At 41.8% G+C, this 23,041-nt stretch carries 23 protein-coding genes; 18 read left to right on the top strand and 5 right to left on the bottom strand.

Annotated features, from left to right (window positions below; genetic code table 11):
* Positions 1 to 22 precede the first annotated feature (22 nt).
* Positions 23 to 1,426 carry a serine hydrolase domain-containing protein gene (locus D7Z94_RS17495; RefSeq protein WP_158594672.1) on the bottom strand — a complete coding sequence of 468 codons (1,404 nt, stop codon included), beginning with the start codon at positions 1,424 to 1,426 and terminating at the stop codon, positions 23 to 25.
* 225 nt (positions 1,427 to 1,651) lie between these two features.
* Here D7Z94_RS17495 and D7Z94_RS17490 point away from each other — a divergent pair, with 225 nt between their 5' ends.
* The 8 genes from D7Z94_RS17490 to D7Z94_RS17455 all read left to right on the top strand — a co-directional run bounded on the left by D7Z94_RS17490 (position 1,652) and on the right by D7Z94_RS17455 (position 8,625).
* On the top strand, positions 1,652 to 2,485 hold the full coding sequence (locus D7Z94_RS17490; protein ID WP_158594671.1) for a sigma-70 family RNA polymerase sigma factor: 834 nt from the start codon (positions 1,652 to 1,654) through the stop codon (positions 2,483 to 2,485).
* 57 nt (positions 2,486 to 2,542) lie between these two features.
* Positions 2,543 to 3,172, top strand: a complete 630-nt coding sequence (locus D7Z94_RS17485) for an FMN-dependent NADH-azoreductase (protein WP_120712844.1) — start codon at positions 2,543 to 2,545, stop codon at positions 3,170 to 3,172.
* Complete coding sequence (locus D7Z94_RS17480; RefSeq protein WP_120712843.1) at positions 3,159 to 3,674, top strand: cupin domain-containing protein; 516 nt, start codon at positions 3,159 to 3,161, stop codon at positions 3,672 to 3,674. Before D7Z94_RS17485 ends, D7Z94_RS17480 begins: the two co-directional genes overlap by 14 nt.
* 157 nt (positions 3,675 to 3,831) lie before the next feature.
* On the top strand, positions 3,832 to 4,173 hold the full coding sequence (locus D7Z94_RS17475; RefSeq protein ID WP_211341800.1) for a winged helix-turn-helix transcriptional regulator: 342 nt from the start codon (positions 3,832 to 3,834) through the stop codon (positions 4,171 to 4,173).
* Positions 4,174 to 4,183: 10 nt separating this feature from the next.
* Positions 4,184 to 4,723, top strand: coding sequence for a DinB family protein (locus tag D7Z94_RS17470; RefSeq protein WP_120712842.1), 540 nt, complete (start codon positions 4,184 to 4,186; stop codon positions 4,721 to 4,723).
* A gap of 195 nt (positions 4,724 to 4,918) precedes the next feature.
* Positions 4,919 to 6,217 carry an agmatine deiminase family protein gene (locus D7Z94_RS17465; RefSeq protein WP_120712841.1) on the top strand — a complete coding sequence of 433 codons (1,299 nt, stop codon included), beginning with the start codon at positions 4,919 to 4,921 and terminating at the stop codon, positions 6,215 to 6,217.
* A gap of 158 nt (positions 6,218 to 6,375) precedes the next feature.
* Entirely contained in the window at positions 6,376 to 7,356 is a 981-nt protein-coding gene (locus D7Z94_RS17460) for a sugar phosphate isomerase/epimerase family protein (RefSeq protein WP_120712840.1), read from the top strand.
* Between the two features lie 99 nt (positions 7,357 to 7,455).
* Positions 7,456 to 8,625, top strand: coding sequence for a serine hydrolase domain-containing protein (locus D7Z94_RS17455; RefSeq protein WP_120712839.1), 1,170 nt, complete (start codon positions 7,456 to 7,458; stop codon positions 8,623 to 8,625).
* Between the two features lie 8 nt (positions 8,626 to 8,633).
* Here the strand turns inward: D7Z94_RS17455 and D7Z94_RS17450 are convergent, their stop codons facing one another.
* Positions 8,634 to 9,011, bottom strand: a complete 378-nt coding sequence (locus tag D7Z94_RS17450; protein ID WP_120712838.1) for a Fur family transcriptional regulator — start codon at positions 9,009 to 9,011, stop codon at positions 8,634 to 8,636.
* Positions 9,012 to 9,126: 115 nt separating this feature from the next.
* On the opposite strand from D7Z94_RS17450, the gene D7Z94_RS17445 reads away from it, so the two are divergent.
* The 5 genes from D7Z94_RS17445 to D7Z94_RS17425 all read left to right on the top strand — a co-directional run bounded on the left by D7Z94_RS17445 (position 9,127) and on the right by D7Z94_RS17425 (position 12,617).
* A complete protein-coding gene (locus D7Z94_RS17445) occupies positions 9,127 to 10,035 on the top strand; it encodes an NAD(P)/FAD-dependent oxidoreductase (RefSeq protein ID WP_120712837.1) in 909 nt (302 codons plus the stop codon).
* Positions 10,036 to 10,117: 82 nt separating this feature from the next.
* The gene (locus D7Z94_RS17440; protein WP_120712836.1) at positions 10,118 to 10,690 is read left to right on the top strand and encodes a Crp/Fnr family transcriptional regulator; all 573 of its coding nucleotides are present in this window, start codon (positions 10,118 to 10,120) and stop codon (positions 10,688 to 10,690) included.
* Between the two features lie 79 nt (positions 10,691 to 10,769).
* The gene (locus tag D7Z94_RS17435; RefSeq protein ID WP_120712835.1) at positions 10,770 to 11,222 is read left to right on the top strand and encodes a carboxymuconolactone decarboxylase family protein; all 453 of its coding nucleotides are present in this window, start codon (positions 10,770 to 10,772) and stop codon (positions 11,220 to 11,222) included.
* A gap of 191 nt (positions 11,223 to 11,413) precedes the next feature.
* Positions 11,414 to 12,046: a GyrI-like domain-containing protein gene (locus D7Z94_RS17430; RefSeq protein ID WP_120712834.1), complete on the top strand. Its 633-nt coding sequence runs from the start codon at positions 11,414 to 11,416 to the stop codon at positions 12,044 to 12,046.
* A 118-nt stretch (positions 12,047 to 12,164) separates the two neighbouring features.
* On the top strand, positions 12,165 to 12,617 hold the full coding sequence (locus tag D7Z94_RS17425) for a DUF1569 domain-containing protein (RefSeq protein WP_120712833.1): 453 nt from the start codon (positions 12,165 to 12,167) through the stop codon (positions 12,615 to 12,617).
* 4 nt (positions 12,618 to 12,621) lie between these two features.
* Here the strand turns inward: D7Z94_RS17425 and D7Z94_RS17420 are convergent, their stop codons facing one another.
* Entirely contained in the window at positions 12,622 to 14,829 is a 2,208-nt protein-coding gene (locus tag D7Z94_RS17420) for a carbohydrate binding family 9 domain-containing protein (protein ID WP_120713202.1), read from the bottom strand.
* A 220-nt stretch (positions 14,830 to 15,049) separates the two neighbouring features.
* On the opposite strand from D7Z94_RS17420, the gene D7Z94_RS17415 reads away from it, so the two are divergent.
* The 3 genes from D7Z94_RS17415 (at position 15,050) to D7Z94_RS17405 (ending at position 18,002) form a co-directional block, all read left to right on the top strand.
* The gene (locus tag D7Z94_RS17415) at positions 15,050 to 16,288 is read left to right on the top strand and encodes a serine hydrolase domain-containing protein (RefSeq protein WP_120713201.1); all 1,239 of its coding nucleotides are present in this window, start codon (positions 15,050 to 15,052) and stop codon (positions 16,286 to 16,288) included.
* A 76-nt stretch (positions 16,289 to 16,364) separates the two neighbouring features.
* Entirely contained in the window at positions 16,365 to 17,090 is a 726-nt protein-coding gene (locus tag D7Z94_RS17410) for an MIP/aquaporin family protein (protein WP_120712832.1), read from the top strand.
* Between the two features lie 42 nt (positions 17,091 to 17,132).
* Positions 17,133 to 18,002 carry an alpha/beta hydrolase gene (locus tag D7Z94_RS17405; RefSeq protein WP_120712831.1) on the top strand — a complete coding sequence of 290 codons (870 nt, stop codon included), beginning with the start codon at positions 17,133 to 17,135 and terminating at the stop codon, positions 18,000 to 18,002.
* A gap of 90 nt (positions 18,003 to 18,092) precedes the next feature.
* Here D7Z94_RS17405 and D7Z94_RS17400 read toward each other — a convergent pair whose 3' ends face one another.
* Together D7Z94_RS17400 and D7Z94_RS17395 are read right to left on the bottom strand one after the other, a co-directional pair.
* A complete protein-coding gene (locus D7Z94_RS17400) occupies positions 18,093 to 19,370 on the bottom strand; it encodes a mandelate racemase/muconate lactonizing enzyme family protein (RefSeq protein WP_120712830.1) in 1,278 nt (425 codons plus the stop codon).
* 49 nt (positions 19,371 to 19,419) lie between these two features.
* A complete protein-coding gene (locus tag D7Z94_RS17395) occupies positions 19,420 to 20,379 on the bottom strand; it encodes an RraA family protein (RefSeq protein ID WP_120712829.1) in 960 nt (319 codons plus the stop codon).
* Between the two features lie 192 nt (positions 20,380 to 20,571).
* Between D7Z94_RS17395 and D7Z94_RS17390 the strand changes: the two genes are divergently transcribed.
* Both D7Z94_RS17390 and D7Z94_RS17385 read left to right on the top strand, forming a co-directional pair.
* Positions 20,572 to 21,219 carry a GDSL-type esterase/lipase family protein gene (locus D7Z94_RS17390; RefSeq protein WP_120712828.1) on the top strand — a complete coding sequence of 216 codons (648 nt, stop codon included), beginning with the start codon at positions 20,572 to 20,574 and terminating at the stop codon, positions 21,217 to 21,219.
* A gap of 70 nt (positions 21,220 to 21,289) precedes the next feature.
* Positions 21,290 to 22,906, top strand: a complete 1,617-nt coding sequence (locus D7Z94_RS17385) for a family 20 glycosylhydrolase (protein ID WP_120712827.1) — start codon at positions 21,290 to 21,292, stop codon at positions 22,904 to 22,906.
* Positions 22,907 to 23,041 lie beyond the last annotated feature (135 nt).

Genomic DNA, 23,041 nt, shown 5'->3' with positions numbered 1-23,041 from the left:
TAGCGGTTGGCGTATTCTTTGCCTAGTTCTTTTTGGGCATTGCTTTTTTAGTACCTGTAAACCCATCAAATTTCAGTTTCGAAAAATGTCCCGTACTATCCCGGACAAACTCCAACCGTGACCAAAACTGCCGATTGATAAACTTAACGATTTCACCATCGGCACCTACCACGGGTATCATAGGAGCACCATCGGAAAGCAGCATCCCGTCGGCATAACTAACAGTTACCGTTCCATTGGGGTTGTAAAAATTTTCATCAAACTGAAAGGTTCCCAGCAATTTTTGCGCAAGGTCATTATTTACGTACCTAGGGCTTACCAAGTTTAGTTGCTCATAGGGTTCCCCAAAAAAAATCGAGGCAATCTTGGGTACGTTAAAATAAGGGACATGGATATGAATGTTGGATAGCATGATAACGGTTAGACCTTCGTCCGGATAAACCGCAAAATAACTGGAAAAGCCTGGAGACCCACCACTTCGGTAATAACGCCTATAATCTCCTTGGGGTTTATTGGATATTCCATACCCCAAACTTGTTCCGTAGTAGGAATTGGTCATTTTTTTCCAGGAATCGGCGGACAATAATGTATTGTACATCATAGCTTGGGCAAACTTTTCCAGATCTTCTGCATTGGAGTAAATTGACGCATGACCAATTTTTGTGGACCAATGTATTAACCGGGCCCGCTCCAATTCGGTAACCCCTTGCTGTTCATAACCCAAGGCCAGATGGGGAACGTCCCCATACTTCATTGTATAGGCATAGTGTCCCGTATGCGTCATGTTCAAAGGCGAAAAAATATGGTTTTTAAGATACGCTCCAAAAGACTCTCCTGAGACTATTTCAATGACTTTGGCCAAGAGTATAAAGGAGGTCCCTGAATGCCTATATTTTTCTCCAGGTTCCGCTATAGGTTCCAATATTTTTATGTAATCCACTAATGCATCCAGCGTATGGGCCGACTCGATCATTTTATCATAGGTGCCATTGGTCTGTGATACAAACCTCGGCAGGCCCGATCTTTCCGTGAGTAAATGATGAATGGTTATCTTGTCCCCCTTGGGAAATCCAGGTATGAACTTGGTAAGTTTATCGTCCAGCGATATCTTTCCTTCTTCAACAAGTTGCAATATGGCTACTGCGGTAAACATCGCGGAAAGCGATCCTATGAAGAATTGGGATGCCCTGGTATTTTTGATTTGATTTTCCCTATCGGCATACCCGTAGGATTTTGATAGTATAACATCGCCATTCTTTTTAACTAGAACAGTACCACTGAAATTATTGGAATTGGCAATTGGACGGATCAATGCGTCTATTTTATGGGCAAGTTCATCATTAGAGCTTTTTGTGGTTGAACGGGTATCCTGACCATAGGCCATGATACCGAGAATTGATAATACGAACAGCATTATTTTTTTCATAATCATTGCTTTGGTGGTTTGTTATTAGGGACGGGTGAAATCCATTTTTGTGGCAAAAACCCTCCGAGTCCAATGGAATTCGAAAATTTCCCATTGAAATGAAGCAATATCAGGGTTGGGCCATATCATGTGAGACGTAAAGAGGACGATAGCAACTTTTTTATTCAAAATGTCACATTTTCATTAACTACCTTGTCACACTATTGGAATACTAAAAATTTCGATTTGAAAAATCACCAAAACACCTTGTTTCCCTACGCCTATAATATTCTGGGCACAGTGGAGGATGCCAAAGACGCCATACAGGATGTACTGGCCAAATACCAATCCATCAATCCTGCGCATATCAAAAATGAAATGGGTTATTTAACCAAATCCGTAATAAACCGATCCATAAATATCAAAAACAGAAAAGCCAAAATTACCATGCAAAAGGTTTGGCTTCCCGAGCCCATATCCACAGAAAAAGCGGACGACAACCTTATCGGCGAAGAGATATTATCCTATTCCCTATTGGTCTTATTCGAAAAATTGACGACCAGGGAGCGGGCCGTTTTTATCCTAAAGGAAGCCTTTGATTATTCGCATAAGGAAATTGCGGAAACTATTGGCATTTCCATTGAAAACTCCAGAAAACTCTTAAGCAGGGGAAAGCTAAAATTAGGAGCACATAAAACATCCAGCCCTAAAAACTATTCCGCCGTCCCCTCCCCTCACATGGAAAATTATATCCATGCCATTAAAAATGGGGAAGTAAAACTCTTGGGAGAAATGCTTTCGGAAGATGTTGCGTTAAGCGCGGATGGCGGGAAAGACATCAAGGTGATACGGGAATTGACCACTGGAAAAATGGCAACTTCCAACCTGTTGTTCTATGTGTTCAAAACCTATCAAAAATCATTGTCCATTGAAGTATCCGAAGTGAACCACCAACCTGCCTTGTTATTCTTTGATGGTGACATCTTAATCAATTGTCAAGTCTTCGAGTTTGAGAACAGTAAAATACGGCATATCTACGCGGTCATCGACCCCAATAAATTAAAAACGTTTTTTCGATAAATCCGTCACATTTATTCCTACTACTTGGTCATACTATTGAATTTAAAATATCAATAGATGAAACGATTATTGCGAATCGATTGTAGTTCCAGGACCGTAGGGTCGCACTCAAGAACGTTGGCGGATTACTTCGAAAAAAAATGGAAACTTTTAAACTCAAGCGGAACGGTTATTTATCGGGATTTGGCAAAACAGCAATTGCCGCACATCCAAAACAATACCATAGAGGGGTTTTACACACCTTTGGAACATATGTCTCCTGAAAGTAAAAAGGCTACCGCCTTATCGGATGAATTGATCAAAGAGCTGAAATCCGCGGATGATATCCTGATCAGTAGCCCTTTGTACAATTTGAATATTCCCTCAAATCTGAAGGCATACTTCGATCAAGTGGTGCGCATTGGGCATACCTTCAATACCAATGAAAAGGGCTATTATGGTTTGTTGGAGGGTAAATCGGCTTATTTGGCAACAGCTAAGGGAGGCCGATACAGAGGTACCTTTATGGAATCCTATGACTTTCAGGAACCTTATCTAAAAGCTATTTTGGAACATATGGGCATAAAGGTACGAGGATTATTTTCCCTTGAAGGTACCAGTGTTAACGGAATACTGGAACAGAACAAACAAATGGCACAAGAGAGCATCGATCAATCATTCAAAAAACAGAACAATGGAAGCAATTAAAGCAAATTACTTTGAGGACCAATTGGAGGACAACGCATCCATAATTAGGCCTAACGAAGGGGAAACCTTGGAGCTAAATACCATTGCAATAACCTTTAAGGTGACAAGTGAAATGTCCAATGACCAATTGGGGGTTTATGAGATTTCCCTTCCCTCTATGTGTATCGGTGCAAAATTGCACTATCACAGATTTATGGATGAGACCTTTGTCGTGAATCAAGGTATTTTGACCATAGAAGCAGCCGATAAAGTGTATGGGGCCAAACCGGGAACAGTGGTATATGTGCCACGATTTACGCCCCATGGATTTAGGAACGATACCGATGAAATGGTAAAATTGACCTTGATTTTCAACCCATCACAAAAACGGGAAGGCTTTTTTAGAGGTCTCCACGAAACATTTAACGAAGTCCCTATCAATCCCGAAAAATACCTGCAATTGTATAACAAATATGATAGTTTTCCTGTTAACACTTCTAATATGATTCCCATACGGGAATAAGAATACCAGAGGCAAGAAATGATAGATACCGGCGATTTGAGTTCAATTCAAATCGCCGGTACCTTGTACTTCCTAAATTGGTTTCGCAAAAAATATAGTTAAAAGATTTTGACTATTTGCTACGTTTTTTGTAGTATTGCTACATAATTTGTAGTGTATGGATAGCACCTCACAACCAACTCCCGGAAAACCGGTAAGAGGTTCAAAAACAGGGCAGCCTATAATGGTCATCTTTGATTTACTCGGTCGAAGTTGGGCCATGGGTATTATATGGCATTTGAACAATGGTCCCAGTACTTTTAGAAGGCTTCAAAAGTATTGTGAAAACATTTCTCCCACGACTTTGAATACAAGAATCAAAGAATTGACAAAGGCCAAATTAATTATCAGAACCGTTGATGGATATACCTTAACCGACCACGGACTGCAGCTTTTTAAGTTGATTCATCCCTTAGGGAAATGGGCAAAGAATTGGGCCAAAAACTATCAGGACATCTAAATTATATGTTATGGAAACATTGCAAAAACCCAAGCCATCCGAATATCCATCGTATTCATCGATTTATATGGATCTATTGGATGACAAGAAAAACATCCTAGATCAACTATGGGACAACTTTTTGGAAGTAAAGCGTTTCATTTATAGTCTTCCCAAGGAAAAATTGACCTATAGATACTCCGAGGGCAAATGGACTATTAAAGAGATTTTGGTGCATAACATTGATGATGAGCGTATCTTTTCATGTAGGGCAATGCGCTTTGCACGAAATGATACTACTCCTTTACCGGGCTTTGAACAGGACGATTATGCAAAATTTTCCGATGCAAACGAAAGAAGTCTAGACAGCATTTTTGAGGAATATGAAGCCGTACGGAAAGGTACCATTGCACTTTTTAAATATTTGCCCAAGGACAGTTTTATGAGGAAAGGTTCTGGAATTGATACGGATGGCAGTATAATCAATGAAAGGACGGTAAGGGCTTTTGCTTATCATATTGCCGGTCACGAATTGAGGCATTTGAACATTATCAAGGAACGGTATTTGTAACCTAAGGTCAGTAGAAGGTTTGGCTCCTTTCGTCTGAATTTCCAAATATGCCCGAGGTACAACTAGGGAAATCCAATGTAAAAAGTTATCTTGGAACCTCTGCAAGAGGCAACTTACTTTTATACCTATCTCCTTGATTGTTTGATTCGTTGGAGATACTATTACCAGGTCGGAATGCATCATTAAATCTAAAAAATGAAGGTATCTCTACTATCCATACTCATTCTGGTCTTACTACTTCTGGGGTGTAATCCGCTTTCGGATAAAAAACAGGAGCCATTGAAGGTGACCCGGCAAATGGGAGAGTTTGAAACTATCGATGCACTTTGGCTTATTTGGCCGACCACCGACCATAAGGAAGGAGAATCCGTTGAAAAAGTAACCTTGGCCATTATCGATGCCCTGATCAGTGACTTAAAGATTGTAATAAGCTGCGCGGACGATACGGTTCTTAAAGCGGCAAAATCCAAATTAAGCGAAAAATATCCCAATCTAGAGAATCTTGTTTTTCATGTCATTCCCTCGGTGGAGCTATGGGCCCGGGACATGGGACCTGTCTTTGTAGAAACTGAAAATGGAAAACATGCCATTGCTGACTTTAATTTCAATTCTTGGGGGTATTCGGACACGCTAGATCAAAGCTCCCGGATTGAAGAGAAGTATGATGAAGAGGTGGCCGAATTATTAAATCTTCCACTTATTTCAAGTGCCATGATCAGTGAAGGCGGCAATCGTGAGCTCAATGGAAAGGGAACTTTGGTGGTTACCGAGGTGGTGGAACAGGGACGCAACCCGGGGATGTCAAAAGCCACCATGGAAGCGGAATATCAAAGATTACTCGGGGCACAAAAAGTGATTTGGCTAAAAGACGGACTCCTTGAGGATAGCCATACTTTTTTGGGGCCACTATCAACATCTGATACTACGAAGGCGTATACCGTAGTTACGACCAACGGTCATGTGGATGAATTTGCCCGTTTTGTGAATGATTCTACCATCCTTTTAGCAAGTATTGACAGTACCGAACTGGGAGACCCGATTGCCAGGGAAAACCACAGACGTTTGGAAAAAAACTTCGAAATACTTTCGGCTAGTACCGATCAAGATGGAAATCCATTAGAAATAGTGCGATTGCCGTTGCCCCAAACCATTTTGACCACGATGGCCCCTGGTGATTATGTATATGATTATATTAAAACCCTGGACTACCAAGACGGAAGCCAATTTCCCTATGGAGAAACCATTGCCGTAGTCGCTCCGGCCAGCTATCTCAATTTCATTATCACCAATACCGTAATCCTTGGTCAAAAATACTGGCGGGAAGGCATGTCCGATAAAATCAGAATACAGGATGATGAAGCCAAAAGGATATTACAAACCATATTTCCAGAAAAAAAAGTGGTCATGTTGGATGCGCTGGCCGTGAATTTAGGGGGAGGTGGATTGCATTGCATAAGTATGCATCAACCCAAGTTACTTGTAAATCAAGACTAAAATACCGTGCTTGGCAGTTTATAAGTAGTATCACCTGCACATACTGAATTTGGGCATATAGTCAGCTCCAACTTTTTTGTATCTTTTCGGGCATGAAGCTTGTAATCGGTTGGCATTCCAATCCACATCTTTAGGTTTCATGATAAAACAATAACCCAATGAAAAACAAAATTTCAAGGAGAAAGGCCATCGCCACTGGCCTCACAGGCTCTCTTGCCGCAATAGGAGGTTACGCCTTTACATCCAATGCCAAGGATATGCCAATCGCTTTTGGCCTAAAGGAAAAGAAGCAACTGCCTTTTAGAATTAGTTTGAACACCTCTACCCTATTGCATTACGAGCTGGATGTGGATGTACAAATAGACCTAGTTGCCGATGCCGGTTTTGACGGTATAGAATTGTGGATGCGTAATATAAAGACCTATTTGGAAAAGGGAGGGAACACAGCTGACCTAAAGAATAAACTGCAGGCCCGTGGCCTTGTCCTGGAGAATATCATAGGATTTTCAAAATGGTGTAGTGACGATTCCGAAGAAAGAAAAAAGGCGATAGATCAACTGCGAGAGGAAATGCAAATTACCGCAGGCCTGGGCGGAACCTATATCGCTGCCCCGGTACAAGGAATATCGTCTTTGGATAGAACAAAATACGATGCCTATGCCGAGCGCTATGCCGCTATTCTAAAATTGGGCGATGAAACGGGCGTGACCCCTATTATGGAGCTTTGGGGTATGGGCGCCCTGAACAAGGTAGCGGACTGTGCTCAAATCGCTATTGCCACCGGACATCCCAAAGCGACAATTTTGTTGGATTTTTATCATGTATATCGCGGTGGGAACGACTGGGACACCGTAGATATTCTTAATGGCGGGAAATTACCTGTAATACATATGAACGATTATCCTGCCACGCCTTCTTATGACCAGTTAAAGGATTCAGACCGGGTATTGCCCGGAGAAGGGGTTTGTCCATTTGATGTTATTATCCCCAAACTATACGATGCAGGTTTTAGGGGCGGTTTTTCCGTAGAGCTGTTCAACAAAGGCTATTGGGAAACCATGGATGCCAAGACGCTTTTAAAGCATAGTTACGAAAATACGCATCATACTGTACAAAAAGCACTTGGGGACATCATTTGACCTAACTGGGAAAAAAGGAATCCATCACAAAATACGGACCGCGGTAGCTTGCTAAGGCACTCCATACAGTAAACATACTACCGATAATCATTAAAAAGAATGAAAAAAGTTGTAGGCATTGCTTTTCTTTGTCTTACCATTTTGGTAACAGTATCATGGGCAATCAATCCACAATTATTTAAGATAGCATGGTACCAAAAACCTGAGGTAGATACCTATAAAAGCTTTCCCACAAGAGAAATAAGCCCAAGTTCAACTCCTTTTAGTTTTGCCATAGATACCTCAAAAGGAAACAAACTGGACTCCGTGATGGTTCAAAATTGGGAAAGCCAATATGTTCCATTTTCGGAATACTTTGAAAAAGGTGATTTACTTGCTTTTCTAGTGATTAAGAACGATACCCTTGTTTATGAAAAATATAGGGGAAAATACAATAGAAAGACGGTATCCAATACCTTCTCCATTGGAAAGACCATGATTTCAATTTTAACGGGAAAGGCCATTGATCTGGGGTATATTAAAGACACCGAACAAAAAGTCATTGAGTACCTGCCCGAGCTTAAAGACCTTCCTAATTTTGCCGAAATCACTATTCAGGACCTGTTGAATATGAAATCAGGTTTAAAATTCAAACGGGCCGGAAAAGGGATTGTTTCCGATCTTTTCTGTGATGAAGCGCGATTCTACTATACCAATGACCTAAAGCATGATTTAGTAAAGGTCAAAGCGGATACCCTCCCTGGGACACGTTGGAAATATAGTAATCTTGACCCTTTGTTTTTGACCTGGGTCTTGGAAAGAGCTACAAAAACTAATGTTTCCGAGTTTTTTGAACGTGAAATTTGGAAACCTGTCGGGGCCGAATATGGGGGAAGTTGGGGTATTGACAGAGAAGGTGGTCTTGAAAACTCCCCGAGCAGTTTCCAATGTACGGCCATAGACTTGGCTAAAATTGGGAGGTTATACCTCAATGAGGGGATACGGGATACGGTTCAAATTCTATCTTCAGATTGGGTGAATAAAAGTACTACCATTAACAAGGAGAATAGGGGGAACACAGCAAAAGGTTGGCAAAAAGCAACACATCAATACTATTGGTGGCTACCCCAGGAAAATTATGAAGGGGACTATTCGGCAGAAGGTTTAAGAGGGCAACGCCTTTACGTAAACCCAAAGGAAAACATTATAATCGTTCAATTTGCCAATCGAGGTTATGGAGGTTATCCTTACAGGGCCATAGCCCATCATTTTTCTAGTGATAGTAACTAAAGGAAAACTTATAAGGAACAATCGCTACAAATTCCGGTTAGGATACAATTCATGTTTTCAATGATATACCCTTTGGGAGCGGAGAAGTGGACAGATTCCTGCAAACACTCTATTTTTTGGCAACGCCTACAACGAAAATGAAAATGATGGTCACGGTGCTTTTTGCTGTCACAGTTCGTGCAAACGGCAAAATATTGCTTGCCATCCTCCGCTACTATTTTGTGTACGACCCCATCCTCACAAAAACGGTTTAAAACCCGATAAATCGTTGCCCGATTAATATCAATTTTAATTTCCGTTTCGATGGCATCATGACTCAGTGCTTTGCCACTTTCCTTAAGCAAATTAAATACGGCCTCTTTTGTTGGTGTACTTCTACGATTCATAATTTATTATTGCGACTATGTTGCAATAATAAAAAATACGATTAACTTTGCCAAAAAAATTGAGAGTACAATAGTACTATTGGGCATTTTACCCATCTATTCAAAATAAAACAAAATGGCAGATAGCATTATTTATGATGTAACCATCATTGGTGGAAGTTATGCCGGTCTTTCGGCAGCTATGACCTTGGGACGTTCCTTAAAAAAAACATTGGTAATCGATAGCGGAAAGCCTTGTAACGCACAGACCCCGCATTCCCATAACTTCATGACGCAAGACGGCAATACGCCAAAGGGAATTTCTATGCTTGCCAAAAATCAGGTAGAGAACTATGGGGCTGTAAGGTTCCAGAACGATCTTGCCGTAAGTGGGAAAAAGACAGGGTATGGTTTTGAAATCAAGACGAAATCAAAAAAGACTTTTAGGAGCAAAAAACTGATCTTTGCAACCGGAGTACGAGACATCATGCCTAACATCAAAGGGTTTTCGGAGTGTTGGGGGATTTCGGTAATCCATTGTCCGTATTGCCATGGTTACGAGCACCGAAATCAAAAAACAGCTATCTTGGCCAATGGGGATACCGCGACCCACATGGTGCCTTTAGTTCACAATTTAACAAAAGATCTGACTATTTTAACTTCGGGCAAGGCCGAGTTTATCGATGAGCAGCGGACGAAGTTTGAACAACACAATATTCCCATCGTAGAATCCAAAATAGGTGAAATAGATCATCAAAATGGTCACGTAAAAAATGTAGTTTTTCAGGACCATACAAAAATGGGTTTTGATACCGTTTATGCAAGACCTCCCTTTGAACAACATTCCAACATCCCATCTTTCTTGGGGTGTGAATTAAATGAACAAGGATATATTGTGGTTGATGATTTTCAAAAAACGACCGTAGAGGGTGTTTTCGCCTGTGGTGACAATACCACAGCTTTTCGTTCCGTGGCCAATGCCGTTTACAAAGGAAATGTAGCTGGGGCAAAAGTAAATATGGAACTCACCCAGGAGGTGTTTTAGGAAAAAAATCGTTACTTCACCTAGATTATTTTTGAACCACAATTTCGATATCCATGGATGTTCTATCAAAATTTCCCATGTGATGAAAGAACAAATTAAAACGTATTTTGCTAGATACGTGGAATTTAACGATACTGAAATAGATGGGATCTATTCCGAACTCAAGCCAAGAGTTTTTCAAAAAAAGGAATTCCTCCTAGAAGAAAATACGGTTTGCAAACACAACTATTTTATTATCAAAGGAGTGGTCCGCTCCTATTATATGGATGAAAAGGGAAATGAGAAAATAACACAATTTGCCATAGACAACTGGTGGATAACCAATATGGAAAGCTTCATCAAGGAAACCCCATCAACCCAATATCTACAAGCTCTGGAAGAAACAACAGTCCTTTATTTATCAAAAGAAACATTGGAAAAACTGTATTCAAAATATCCTAAATTGGAGCGACTGTTTCGAATTATTACTGAAAACATGTTGATTGCCAATCTTCGTAAAAGCGATATCTTCCTTCAAATGAGAAGTAAAGAACGGTACACCAGTTTTGCAGAGGCAGTGCCAGACTTCATTCAACGGGTACCGCAATACATGATTGCCTCCTATCTAGAAATTACACCGGAGTACTTAAGTGAATTACGAAGGAATACAAAATGACCGAATTTCTTAAGATACCTTAATTTTTGGGTTCACCGTATTTATAAAATTTGTTCCATACTTTTAAAACAAACGAATCATGGAACGAATTACATATCAGGATATCCCAAAAGGAATGTTTGAAAGTCTACGACCTATTGAAGATTTAATCGACAAATCCCCTCTGGATAAAAATTTAACGGGGCTCATTAAGCTAAGAACATCCCAAAAGAATGGTTGCGCCTATTGTGTTGATATGCACCACAAAGAGTTGAAACATTTAAATGAAACGGAATTACGCCTATCTTCATTATGTGTCTGGGAAGAGACACCTTATTTTTCGGAAAAGGAAAGGGTGGTACTCTATCTCACCGATGCCCTTACCCAATTGGACGGGAAACCAATATCCGGGGAGATATATAATCCATTGCTCGATTTCTTTTCCAAAGAAGAGATTTGCTATATAACATTGACCATTTCGCAAAGCAACACCTGGAACCGATTGATGAAAACATTCGGATTCACCCCAGGGAATTACAAAGTGAACCAATAGTAAGGCAACTTACCGTGGACAAGTGGATTTGAGAAATCCTTATACATGGATATTTCGGGAATGTACCTAACAAGTAGCAAAACAGTGGTCCATGCTAATTCCGCAAAAATGGTTAAAAAGTAATTGGATTCAGTCGACCTTTGACTTCCACTTTTTAAATACATTTAGGCAAAACTAAAGGCTATTGCTTTATGAAACATGAATGGAGAAAAAAGGAAAAGAAGATTTATCTACCCGAGAACCAGCCGGAATTAGTGGAAATCCCTGAATTTAAGTTTCTTACCATAGAAGGTGAAGGTAGTCCTCAAAATAAGATTTTCGCCGAATACATCGGAGTCCTCTATTCCGTTTCCTACGCCATAAAAATGAATCTTAAAAAAGAGGAGAAACAACCAAGTGGGTATTGTGATTATACGGTTTATCCGTTGGAGGGTATTTGGGACATTACCGAGGAAGCTAAAAAAACGTTTAAAGGGACAATCAATAAAAATGACCTGATTTTTAAGTTGATGATCCGACAGCCATCCTTTGTAACCGATGATTATTTTTTGGAAATGTTGGAACAAACCAAAAAAAGAAAACCACACTCGTTTTTGGAGCAGGTTACGTTTGAAAAGATAACAGACGGAAAGTGTGTTCAAATGATGCATATAGGAAGTTATGATGATGAACCCCAAAGTTTTAAGGTCATGGAAGACTTTGCAGAGAAAGAAAATCTTTCCAGAATATCCAAGGACCATAGGGAAATTTATCTGACCGATTTTAGAAAAGTAGCCCCGGAAAAATTGAAGACCGTTTTGCGATTTAAAGTGGAGCCAAAGTAAAAGAATATGGACCGATAGTCATCTATTAACTATAAATTATAAGGAAAAAGAAAGTTTCCCCATGCTCAATTTTATTTTTTAGTACTTTAGAAATTTCAACCAAAAATTAAAGATATCCATGAAAAATATCTTCGATGAAAACGATGTAAAGCAAATCAAGACGCGCATCAACTCCTTGACTTCGGAAACCCAGAATCATTGGGGCAAAATGAGTGTCGATCAAATGCTGGCTCACGTAAACGTAGCCTATGAACTGGTGTATACGGATAAACATCCCAAGCCCAAAGGTTTCCAAAAATTCCTAATCAAACTATTCGCCAAAAACGTGGTCGTTGGTCCCAAACCGTACAAAAAAAATAGTCGAACTGCACCGATTTTTCTTATTGAAGGGCAAAGGGATTTTGAAAAAGAAAAAAAGCGTTTACTGGATCATTTGGATAAAACCCAACAATTAGGGGCTTCCCATTTTCATAATAAAGAATCCCATGCTTTTGGCCCGCTAACGGAAAAAGAATGGAATACCTTATTTTCCAAGCATTTGGATCATCATTTGCAACAGTTTGGGGTTTAAGGGCTTACCGCACCAAATCGAACATTCGCGTATACTTTACTATAAAACTATTGTTCAACGGATCACCGTCCTGAAGGTTATAGTTCCAAACTACAAAAAGTCCTGTATTGGCACGCTGCAACCATCCAAAACGTAGATTGGCCGCCCAAAGTTTATCCGTGGTATTGTGTTGGATAAGTCCCTGTAAATAAATATTGGGTCTAAAGGCATAGGATAGTTGACTTCTCAAAATATTGGCGGTAAAATTGCCTACGGGCAATTGAAAATTGTTATACAAGAACGTAACCTCCGAATTAAACTTATCGCCCAGACGTAAGCGTCCCGTAAGGCTCTCAATATAGCGTGTACCCCCAAAGGACCCTCCGATGACCGACCTTAGGTTCACCGAAAAGGGATGGCTTCTATTTGTAAAGAATACGATTTGGGATTCTACATGATTATAGGTGCCTGGCTGTACAATAACGTTTTTCCCACGGGAAATATCAAAGGCATCCACAACACCTTCCGTGGTTACGTTCACACCGGTATGGATTTCCAACCCACTTTTCCATTCAAAATGATTATCGATATGTAAAAAACTGGTTTCTAAAAAATTATCGAAGTTCCAGTAGCTGCGATACGAAATATGAGGTCTGTACTCCAATATTTTTGCATCCGGATTTCGAGGTCTTAAATGGTAAAGTACTCGGGCCTCCGGTTTTCTAAATGCCGTACGTAACAAAAAACCCACCTCAGGGTTAAAACCCTGCCCCACTTCCGTATAGGCGGCATTCAATTCCCAATTGTTCCAATTGTAGTCTGCCTGAAATTTAAAGGAGCGTTCATTTATGGTATCGTTTGGGTCTTGGGTACGGGCATAAAAGCCCGCCAATCGCGCCTTTTTGCCCAGACCCAATTTTCCATCTATGGCCAACGTACGGTTGAAATTATCATCGGATTGTAAGCCCTCCTTATTGATAATAACGGCCCCCAGCGCCGATCGTCCCTTAAATTCATGATTAACCCGGGCCAGGGTAAAATTGTTTTCCTCTACGCCCTCTTCCTGTACTTCTTCCGTCCACATGGACAAAAAACCGATATTGGTCCGGTTGAGTTTTCCAGAAAGTCTGGCCCCACCGATAATGGGAACAATGTTACCTTCATCCCCAATACCAATTCGACGACTAAAAAACAAGTCTACCTCACCTGGGCTGCCCACACTGAACTGGCCTGCATTTTCTAGAAAAAAGGGACGCTTCTCGGGAAAGAATAGGTTAAAGCGATCCAAATTCACTTGTTGATCGTCTACCTCAACCTGGGCAAAATCCGTATTGTAGGTAAGGTCTAGGGTTAAACTGGGGGTAACACTATATTTTAAATCTCCTCCGGCATCGGCACTCCATTCCGTACTGGGATCGGTCACCTCAAAATCCTTCTCCATACGACCAAGGACATAAGGAATCAATTTTAGATTTCCTGGGCTCCGCAAATCCAAGCCCGTTAAGGTTCCTGCAAGTGAAAGCCTCTTAAGGTCGAGTCCTACGGGCATAGGGGCCCAATAGGTAATTTCATTGGTCTTGCGAATATTTCTGCGGAAGTTAATGCCCCAATCCCTACCGGATTGGAACCGAAGTGTACGCAACGGGATGGCAAACTCGGCACTCCAGCCGTACTCCCCTACTTCTGTCCGAACCTCCCAAGATCCGTCCCAATTCAGATTAAATCCTCCAATGGTACCTCCCTGTTGTCGATTAGCATTAAAATTCCCCTGGCCTTCATTATCTACCTGGGCATCATATTCCACCCCAAGTGCATTGGTACCGAACACAAATCCGTTTTGGCTGTCCTTATACGTATCCAAAATAAAGATAAAGGCATCTGTATTGTCTAAATCCGCGTCCCTACGGGCGTCACTGACCACCAATCCATCCGGGTTGGCATCATAACAAACTGCGGAAATGAAGAACACCTCCGAAGTATAGGCAATACGGATTTCGGTTCGTTCGGTAGCTGGTAATCCGAAATTCGGTTGTGCTTGAACCATTTCATCAAATGGCGCTATGGTTTGCCAAATGGGGTCGTTCAATACATCACCATCAATCAATGGGGCCTCGGTCAAGGCCTGGGCTTCTGCTACAGGTCTCGTATTCAAATCTGAATTTGTAGACTGTGAAACTACAGATACGGAAATACAGCAAAAAGAACAGAAAATAAGGTTTTTAAAAAGGGTCATCGTTTTGGTTGGTCGGGATATTTTGGAAATACTCCTATAGTTAGATGGTTCGTTCTGTTGGGGAAAGCTGGCATCCAATGTACAAAAAAGCGAAATAAAAAGGGTATTTCTCTAGACTTACAATTGAAAGGAGAAAAAAGAGTATCTTGGAAATTCGAAAAACACTATGGGTTTGGCGAATATTGCCATATCCTATATCATATGGATAAAACTCCAAACAATGAAAAATAGCCACCATTTTGCTCTTATCTTAAGTTTTATTTGCCTTTTTGTCATATCTGTCCGTGGACAACAAGCACAACTAGAAAAGAAGGATGTAGCCGGAATATCCTCGGAACGTCTGGACAGGTATGATGCCTTTCTAAAGAAGGAAGTAAAAGAAGGAAGAATTCCCGGAGCGATTTCCCTAGTCTCAAGAAAAGGACAGATAGTACACGACAATATCTATGGAAATAGTAGTTTGAAAGATAAAACGCCTATGAAGAAAGATGGAATCTTTCATATCATGTCCATGACCAAACCCATAATTACTGTTGCTTTTATGATGCTATACGAAGAAGGACATTTTTTTCTTTCCGATCCCGTTTCCAAATACCTTCCCCAATTTAAGGACGTAAAGGTGGCCCAAGACCTTGAACTTGGAAAAGCAGGACCTACCGAACCTGCCAATACCGAAATTACCATTGCGCATATACTTTCCCATACTGCCGGTTTCTCGCATGGCCTTGGAGGGTCTATTTTGGATAAGGAAGTGCGGGAAGCCTTATACTTTAATCCGCAAGAAAATATAGAGAGCCGGGTCAACACTTTGGTGGGTTTGCCTCTTATGGGGCACCCTGGGGAACAATGGTATTATAGTGCTTCCCCGGATGTATTGGCGCTATTGATCGAACACTTCTCAGGGATGACCGTGATAGATTTTTTGCAACAACGGTTGTTCGACCCTCTTGAAATGAACGATACGGGATATAATATTTCAAGGGGAAATCAAAAAAGATGGGTACCCGTCCATAATTTCAATGAAGAAGGAAAAATGGTCAATTCCGAACAGCAACTGCCTACTCAGGGAAATACCGTTTTTGGAGGAACACACGGATTGTTTTCAACAGCCTCCGATTATATGACCTTTTGCCGAATGTTGTTGAACGAAGGTAAATGGAATGGAAGACAATTTCTGAGTCCCAAGACTTTGGAAATTATGACCATGAATCAGGTTGGCGATTTGTATCAAGCTCCTGGTCAGGGATTCGGTTTTGGTTTTGGGGTTACAACGGATTTGGCCGATAGCAAAAGTTTGGGATCTGTTGGACAATATTATTGGAGTGGAGCCTATTGCACCTATTTTTTTGTAGATCCCAAAGAAGAACTTATCGCTATTTTAATGACACAGGTCCAACCCTATAACAATTATTATGGAACCATAATGCGTCAGTTTATATATCAGGCCATTACCGAATGAAAATATGGGGTAAAGGTGTCCCCGTTCAACACCTGTCATATTTTTTTTATCTTACGGCAACTAAATAATCGACTTGATGACCGCTTATATTTTTGAATTCATAGGAACTGGCATGCTTTTACTTTTAGGAAACGGTATTGTGGCCAATGCAGTCCTGAAAGGAACCAAGGGATCTGATTCAGGTTGGGTCGGCATATCCTTGGCATGGGGTATCGCCGTTTTTGTGGGCGTTTTTATTAGTGCCGATGTAAGTGGAGCACACCTAAATCCTGCGGTAACCCTAGGGCTGGCCAGCGCGGGGAAGTTCGCGTGGTCTCTGGTTCCAGGCTATATGTTAGCCCAGTTATTGGGTGCTATGACAGGGACTACATTGGTATGGTTAACCTATAAAAAGCAATATGATGCCACCGAGGAACAGGATGCACTTAGAGCTACTTTTTGCACCTCACCGGCCATTCGTAATCCTTTGTGGAACTTTGTTTCCGAAGCTATTGGAACCTTTGCTTTGGTCTTCGGAGTATTCTATATAGCCGGAGGCACCTTTTCGGAGAAACCTATATCATTGGGTTCCTTGGACGCCCTTCCGGTTGCCCTCTTGGTGATGGGAATTGGTTTTAGCTTGGGAGGACCTACCGGATATGCCATTAATCCGGCACGTGATCTTGGACCGCGCATTATGCATACGCTTTTACCTTTAAAGGGAAAAGGAAGTAGTGATTGGGGTTATGCATGGATTCCCATTCTTGGGCCATTGGCAGGTGGTTTTTTGGCCGCCTTGGCATTTCTTTGGATAGGGAGCTAAAAAGATCCGAACAGAAGTTTAGAATAGTTCAAATAAATACACATGAAAAAAATTACTTTTTTATTGAGTTGTTTAATCCTAATACAGTTTACAGTAGCTCAGGAAATTGTAGAACTCCCTCATGAATCTCCAAAGGATATCTCATGGGAAGGGCCCGAGAAGCAGTATTATTCAAAAATTTGGGACAATGAGGTGGTGACCAATGTGTCCGTTCCCACCATGCGGGTTTTTCGTCCCGAAAGTCCTAACGGTACGTCTGTCATTGTTGCACCCGGTGGCGGACTTTATGCTTTAAGCATTCTAAGCGAGGGCAACCACGTTGCGGAATGGCTCAATAAAAAGGGGATTACCGCTTTTGTTCTCAAATACAGATTGGTACCAACCGGAGAGGATGGTGTAAAGGAAATTACGGATTTGGGCAATTCCAATCCCATGGAAATCGGTAGACGGGTACAACCTGTACTGCCACTATCCATTGCCGATGGATTGGCCGCTATTACCCATGTTCGTACGAATGCAGAAAAATATGCTATAGACCCTGACAAAATCGGGTTCATGGGCTTTTCCGCAGGTGGCGCCGTTACTATGGGCGTGGGCTATAATTACGCCGAGGACAATCGCCCAGATTTTTTGGTTCCTGTTTATCCATGGACAACGGTACTCCCGCCAAAAGACCCTCCTACCGATGCACCTCCCATGTTAATAATATGTGCAACGGACGATCCCTTAGGATTGGCATCGGGAAGTATTGACCTATACTCAAAATGGTTCTCTGCCAAAAAGCCGGTAGGACTTCATATGTACGCCAAAGGCGGTCATGGTTTTGGAATGAAGGAACAAGGGCTGCCATCCGACCATTGGATACAACGTTTTTACGACTGGTCAGTTGCCGAAGGTATTGCTGCACCCTAATCCGCCTATAGCGTAGGAACATTAGAAGGAGTTCTTTGATTTTAATTCAGGGGATAGATAAGGCACATCTTTTTAGTAGAATCCTTTTGGTCATTTGAAAAAGGGAACATCCTTTACCGCATATTTCCGCATGCCCTCTTCATTAATTTCCACGCCAATTCCGGGTTTATCGGAAAGTGGGATAAACCCATCTACCACCATTGGACCATCAAAAGTGACAATTTCCTTGAACATCGGGTTCTTATGAAAGTAAATCTGCCATTCCAATATCATAAAATTGGGTACGGAGGCACAGACATGACAGGAGGCCATGGCACCAAGATATGAAGCCACCATATGTGGAGAAAAAGGAACGTAATAGAGGTTGGCCAGATTGGCTATCCGTTGGGCTTCACCCAGGCCGCCCGCTTTTTGTAAATCCGGCATAATGACATCCACGGCACCTGCTTCCAACAAAGGTCTAAAACCATAAGCCAAATAGTGGTTTTCGCCAGCACAAATAGGGGTACTGGTCGATTCCGTAATCTTCTTATAGGCCTCCACATTTTCAGCTGGAATAGGTTCCTCCAACCACATCATATTCAGGGGCTCCAAAACTTTGGCTACCCGTTCACCTGAGGTGGTATCATATCGTCCGTGCATATCTGCGCAGATATCGATGTTGGGGCCGACCGCTTGCCGTGCCGCAGCCATCTGATCGTACATGCGCTGTATCTCGGCCGGACTCGCCGTCCAATTATAGGCATCATATTTATTGGGATCCTTGGCCTGGTCCAAATCGAATTTTACCGCTGTGAATCCCATCTGCACGGCCTCCTTGGCACTAGCGGCAAAATCCTCGGGTTTTGGAAGTCTATTTTGATAAAGTGCCGTATCCATATACACCCTTATTTTGTCCCTAAACTTCCCTCCCAACAACTGGTACACGGGAAGTCCCAAAGCCTTACCGGCCAAATCCCATAAAGCGGATTCTACAGCTGTGAGTACCGAAACGTACATCCCTGCTTGTGCTCCTTCAAAAAAACCTCTTCTACGTAAATCCTCAAACAATCGATGCACATTCAGGGGGCTTTTTCCCTGTAATCGGTCCCCGAATATTTTTACCAAGTGGTAGGTTCCCGGAGTGGCATCAACACCCTCACCATGCCCCACGATGTCTTGGTTGGTATATATTTTTACAAAAAGACTATGCCCGCCCCGAATATAACCACATTTGATATCCGTAATCCTAAGGTCTGATGGAGCCGACATTTTTGGTGTCCGATCAACTGCAGTTTCAAATTCCTTTCCATAGCTGGCGAAAGGTATGGCGGACAATGCACCGGCAGCCATAGTTTTGGCCAAAAAGTCTCTTCTTGAGTTTTTCATTTCTTGGATTTTAAGGTTATTTTGGAGGGATAGCCGTCATATAATCTACCTACCACGTTCGAGTCTTCAGTAATTCCTGTATCTGTGCCTTGGGGACGGGCAATTCATCAATATGGGCATTGAGCCACTGCGAAAAATCTTTCTCTATGGCATCGGACCAACGGGAATCGATCTGACCAGGTGTATATTTCTGCTCGCGCAATCGCTGGTGTCCAAACATATCTCGAAGTCGCACGATTTCGGAAGTTTTTACCACTTTTTCTGCCAAATGCGGAGGAATGAACATAACTCCACCGTCACGCCCCAGTACTATATCCCCGGGCATTACCGTTGCCATTCCGATCCGTGTGGGCGTATTGATCCCTATCAAAGTAGTATTTAGTTCTCCATCTGGATTGTTCAAATGATGAGATGGGTGATAACTACGAAAAAATGAGGTAAAAGATTCCAATTCCTTCAAACCATCTATATCCCGTATCGCCCCATTATAAACAATCCCGTTCCCGGTTTTTGCATAGATAGAATTCCCCAAATTGTCACCAATGGTAGGACCATCCAAGTGTGCCCCAAATTGATCCACCACATAGACATCTCCCTTGATCAGCAAATCGATGGTCCAGGCATTTTGGGATTTTATGCGACCATCCTTTGTATGACCCTTTTCATCGATTACACGATGAATATCCGGTCTACCCGGCACAAACACCGCAGTTACGGCTCTTCCGACCAAAACACTATCCGGATTGATGGTCTGCCAATTTTCTTCATACTGATACTTAAAATTTTGGCCCTTAAGCACGGCCCAGGCCTCTTCCAAAGTGACCCTTTTCATACGTTTCAAAATTTCGTCGGAGACATAAGGTCGGCCATCAGCCAAACGCTCACCTTTCCATTCTGGCGTTAAAAAAATAAGCTCTTCCTTGGAGATTTGCTGGGCGGAAGCAATTACTGCAAGAAATAGAGACAAGAATAAAAGGCATTTACGAAAAGTGGAAAGTTTGGTAGTCATTTTAGTGGATTTACCTGGTTCTCAAACAAGTTAAGAAAACCACTGCAATTCTGCTTAAAGTTGAATGACAGATTATTGCAATTGACATAATTTCAATTCTTCTTATAGTTTCATACGTTTTAAAATGATGACACCCTAAAACTTTTGGACAATCCCAAATAAAAACTAACTTACGCTCTTAATTTTTGCATAGTGAAATATCATATTGTCCTATTTTTTTTAATACTCTACACCATAGGCCATTCTCAGGACTCACTTCGTTTCAGGGATGAGGTGGAAGGCATGAGCAAAAAATACGATTCCCTTTGGGACCCTTCCAAACGAACCGTCGTTTTTACGGGCAGTTCCAGTATTCGGATTTGGAAAGACTTGGAACAGCACTTTCCCCAGCATCAAATTGTCAACTCTGGTTTTGGTGGTTCACAGGCCTCCGATTTATTGATCCATATAGATGATCTTATTTTAAAATATAACCCGTCAAAGGTCTTTATCTATGAGGGAGACAATGATATTTCTGCCCGTAAAAAGCCCAATGCGATTATTGAAACTACCAAGGAAATCATTGATAAAATCAAAAAGAAGGATAACACTACGCGAATAGTCCTCATATCGGCAAAACCAAGTATTGCCCGATGGAACCTAAGAGGGAAATATAAAAGGTTAAATCGCAAATTCCGCAGATTGAGCAAGCAAGACGAACATTTGGAATTTGCGGATGTCTGGACACCCATGTTGGATGGAAGAAAGGTAAAGACCGATATTTTCATCAAGGACGGGCTTCATATGAATGCTAAGGGATATGAGCTATGGCATGGAGTATTGAAGGCATACATGGATTAAATTTGAAATCTCAGTGACCCATCAAAGAAATATTCATCGATCAACATATCAACCTATAAATTTTTTGAAAATGCTTAAATCGACCTTAATCAAAACTTTTTCATTTCTATTTATCCTTATTCACGTTCTGGCCTGCCAAGAAGAAAAAAAGAAACCTATCAATTTTCCACCTACTAATTTGGCCCAGGAAAGTTTTATGCCGAAACCACTGAAAATAATTCCGACCCATTCCGCTTTTGCCTTGGATCGCTATACGGCAATCTTCACCTCTGAAAACGAGTCCGAGTATGAAAAAGTAGGGCAATTTTTAGCTAAAAAGATAAAGGCCAAAATAGATGTGGAAATCCCGGTTAACAGCGATGCTCCCGAAGGAACCCAAAGGGTTATTTACATCAACCGATCGGATAGCCTGGAGATGGAATCCCCCGAGGCTTATGAGCTGTATATTACCCAGGATACGGTAATCTTGAATTCCAACACGGCCGAAGGGGCATTCCGGGGTATACAGACTTTACGCCAAATCATTCCGGAAGCTAGCAACGATACCTTGGCCGAGCAGCGTATTTGGCCTATTCCCTCAGGGAAGATTATTGACAATCCCAACTTTGCGTATCGAGGATCAATGTTGGATGTAGCCCGGCATTTCTTTAGCGTTGAGGATGTTAAGAAATATATAGACCTACTCGCCTATTACAAAATCAATGTTTTGCATTTGCATTTGACAGATGACCAAGGTTGGCGTATCGAAATAAAATCATGGCCCAAGCTCACCGAAATCGGTGGAAGCACCGAAGTAGGCGGTGAGGCCGGAGGCTTTTTCACCCAAGAGGACTACAAGGAAATTGTTGCCTATGCCGCGGAACGCTATATGACCATAATACCTGAAGTGGATATGCCAGGCCATACCAATGCTGCATCCGTTTCCTATCCCTTTTTGAATGGTAATGGAAAAACACCCAAACTCTATGAAGGTACACACGTAGGCTTTAGCACTTTTAACACGCGAAAAGATACGGTATATGCATTTATTGATGATGTAGTACGTGAAATTTCGGCGATTACGCCAGGACCATACTTTCATATAGGAGGTGACGAAAGTCATGTAACCAAGAAAAGGGATTATATCTATTTTGTAGAAAGGGTAGAAAAAATTGTACAAAAACACGGCAAGCGTATGATAGGCTGGGACGAAGTGGCCACAGCGGATATAGATTCCACCTCCATAGCACAATGGTGGGCCAGTGAGGAAAACGCCAAAAAGGCGGTTGAAAAAGGGATGCAACTTATTGTATCCCCTGCCAAGAAGGCCTATCTGGATATGCAATACGATACACTTTCCAAACATGGACTCCATTGGGCTGCCTACATTCCGGTGGATACAGCTTATGTATGGAACCCCGATACTTATGGCGGTATTCCCAAAGAGAATATTCTGGGCGTAGAGGCCCCACTTTGGTCGGAGACCATCAGCAACATAGACGAACTGGAATATCTGGCCTTTCCACGTGTCCTGGGTTATTCCGAACTGAGTTGGAGCACGGAAGAAAACCGCGATTGGGAGGATTACAAAGTGCGCTTGGCCAACCAAGCCCCCTTCCTGGATCGTATGGATGTAAAATACTATCCCTCACCCCTTATCGATTGGAAAAAGAGCAAGTATACCTATGAGGAGATAGAGAAGGATTGAAAAAATCCAAACCGAAAGGAAAGGCACAATGGGAGAACCCTTGTTTGCCTAACTTAAATAAAAAAGTGTTTGAATAACCAACGGCCTACCAGCCATTTAACAAAAAAGCCTTGGCAAATTGCCAGGCTTTTCCTT

This window comes from Ulvibacterium marinum, assembly GCF_003626755.1.
Lineage (GTDB): Bacteria > Bacteroidota > Bacteroidia > Flavobacteriales > Flavobacteriaceae > Ulvibacterium > Ulvibacterium marinum.
This window is presented reverse-complemented; position numbering and strand designations above follow the sequence as displayed.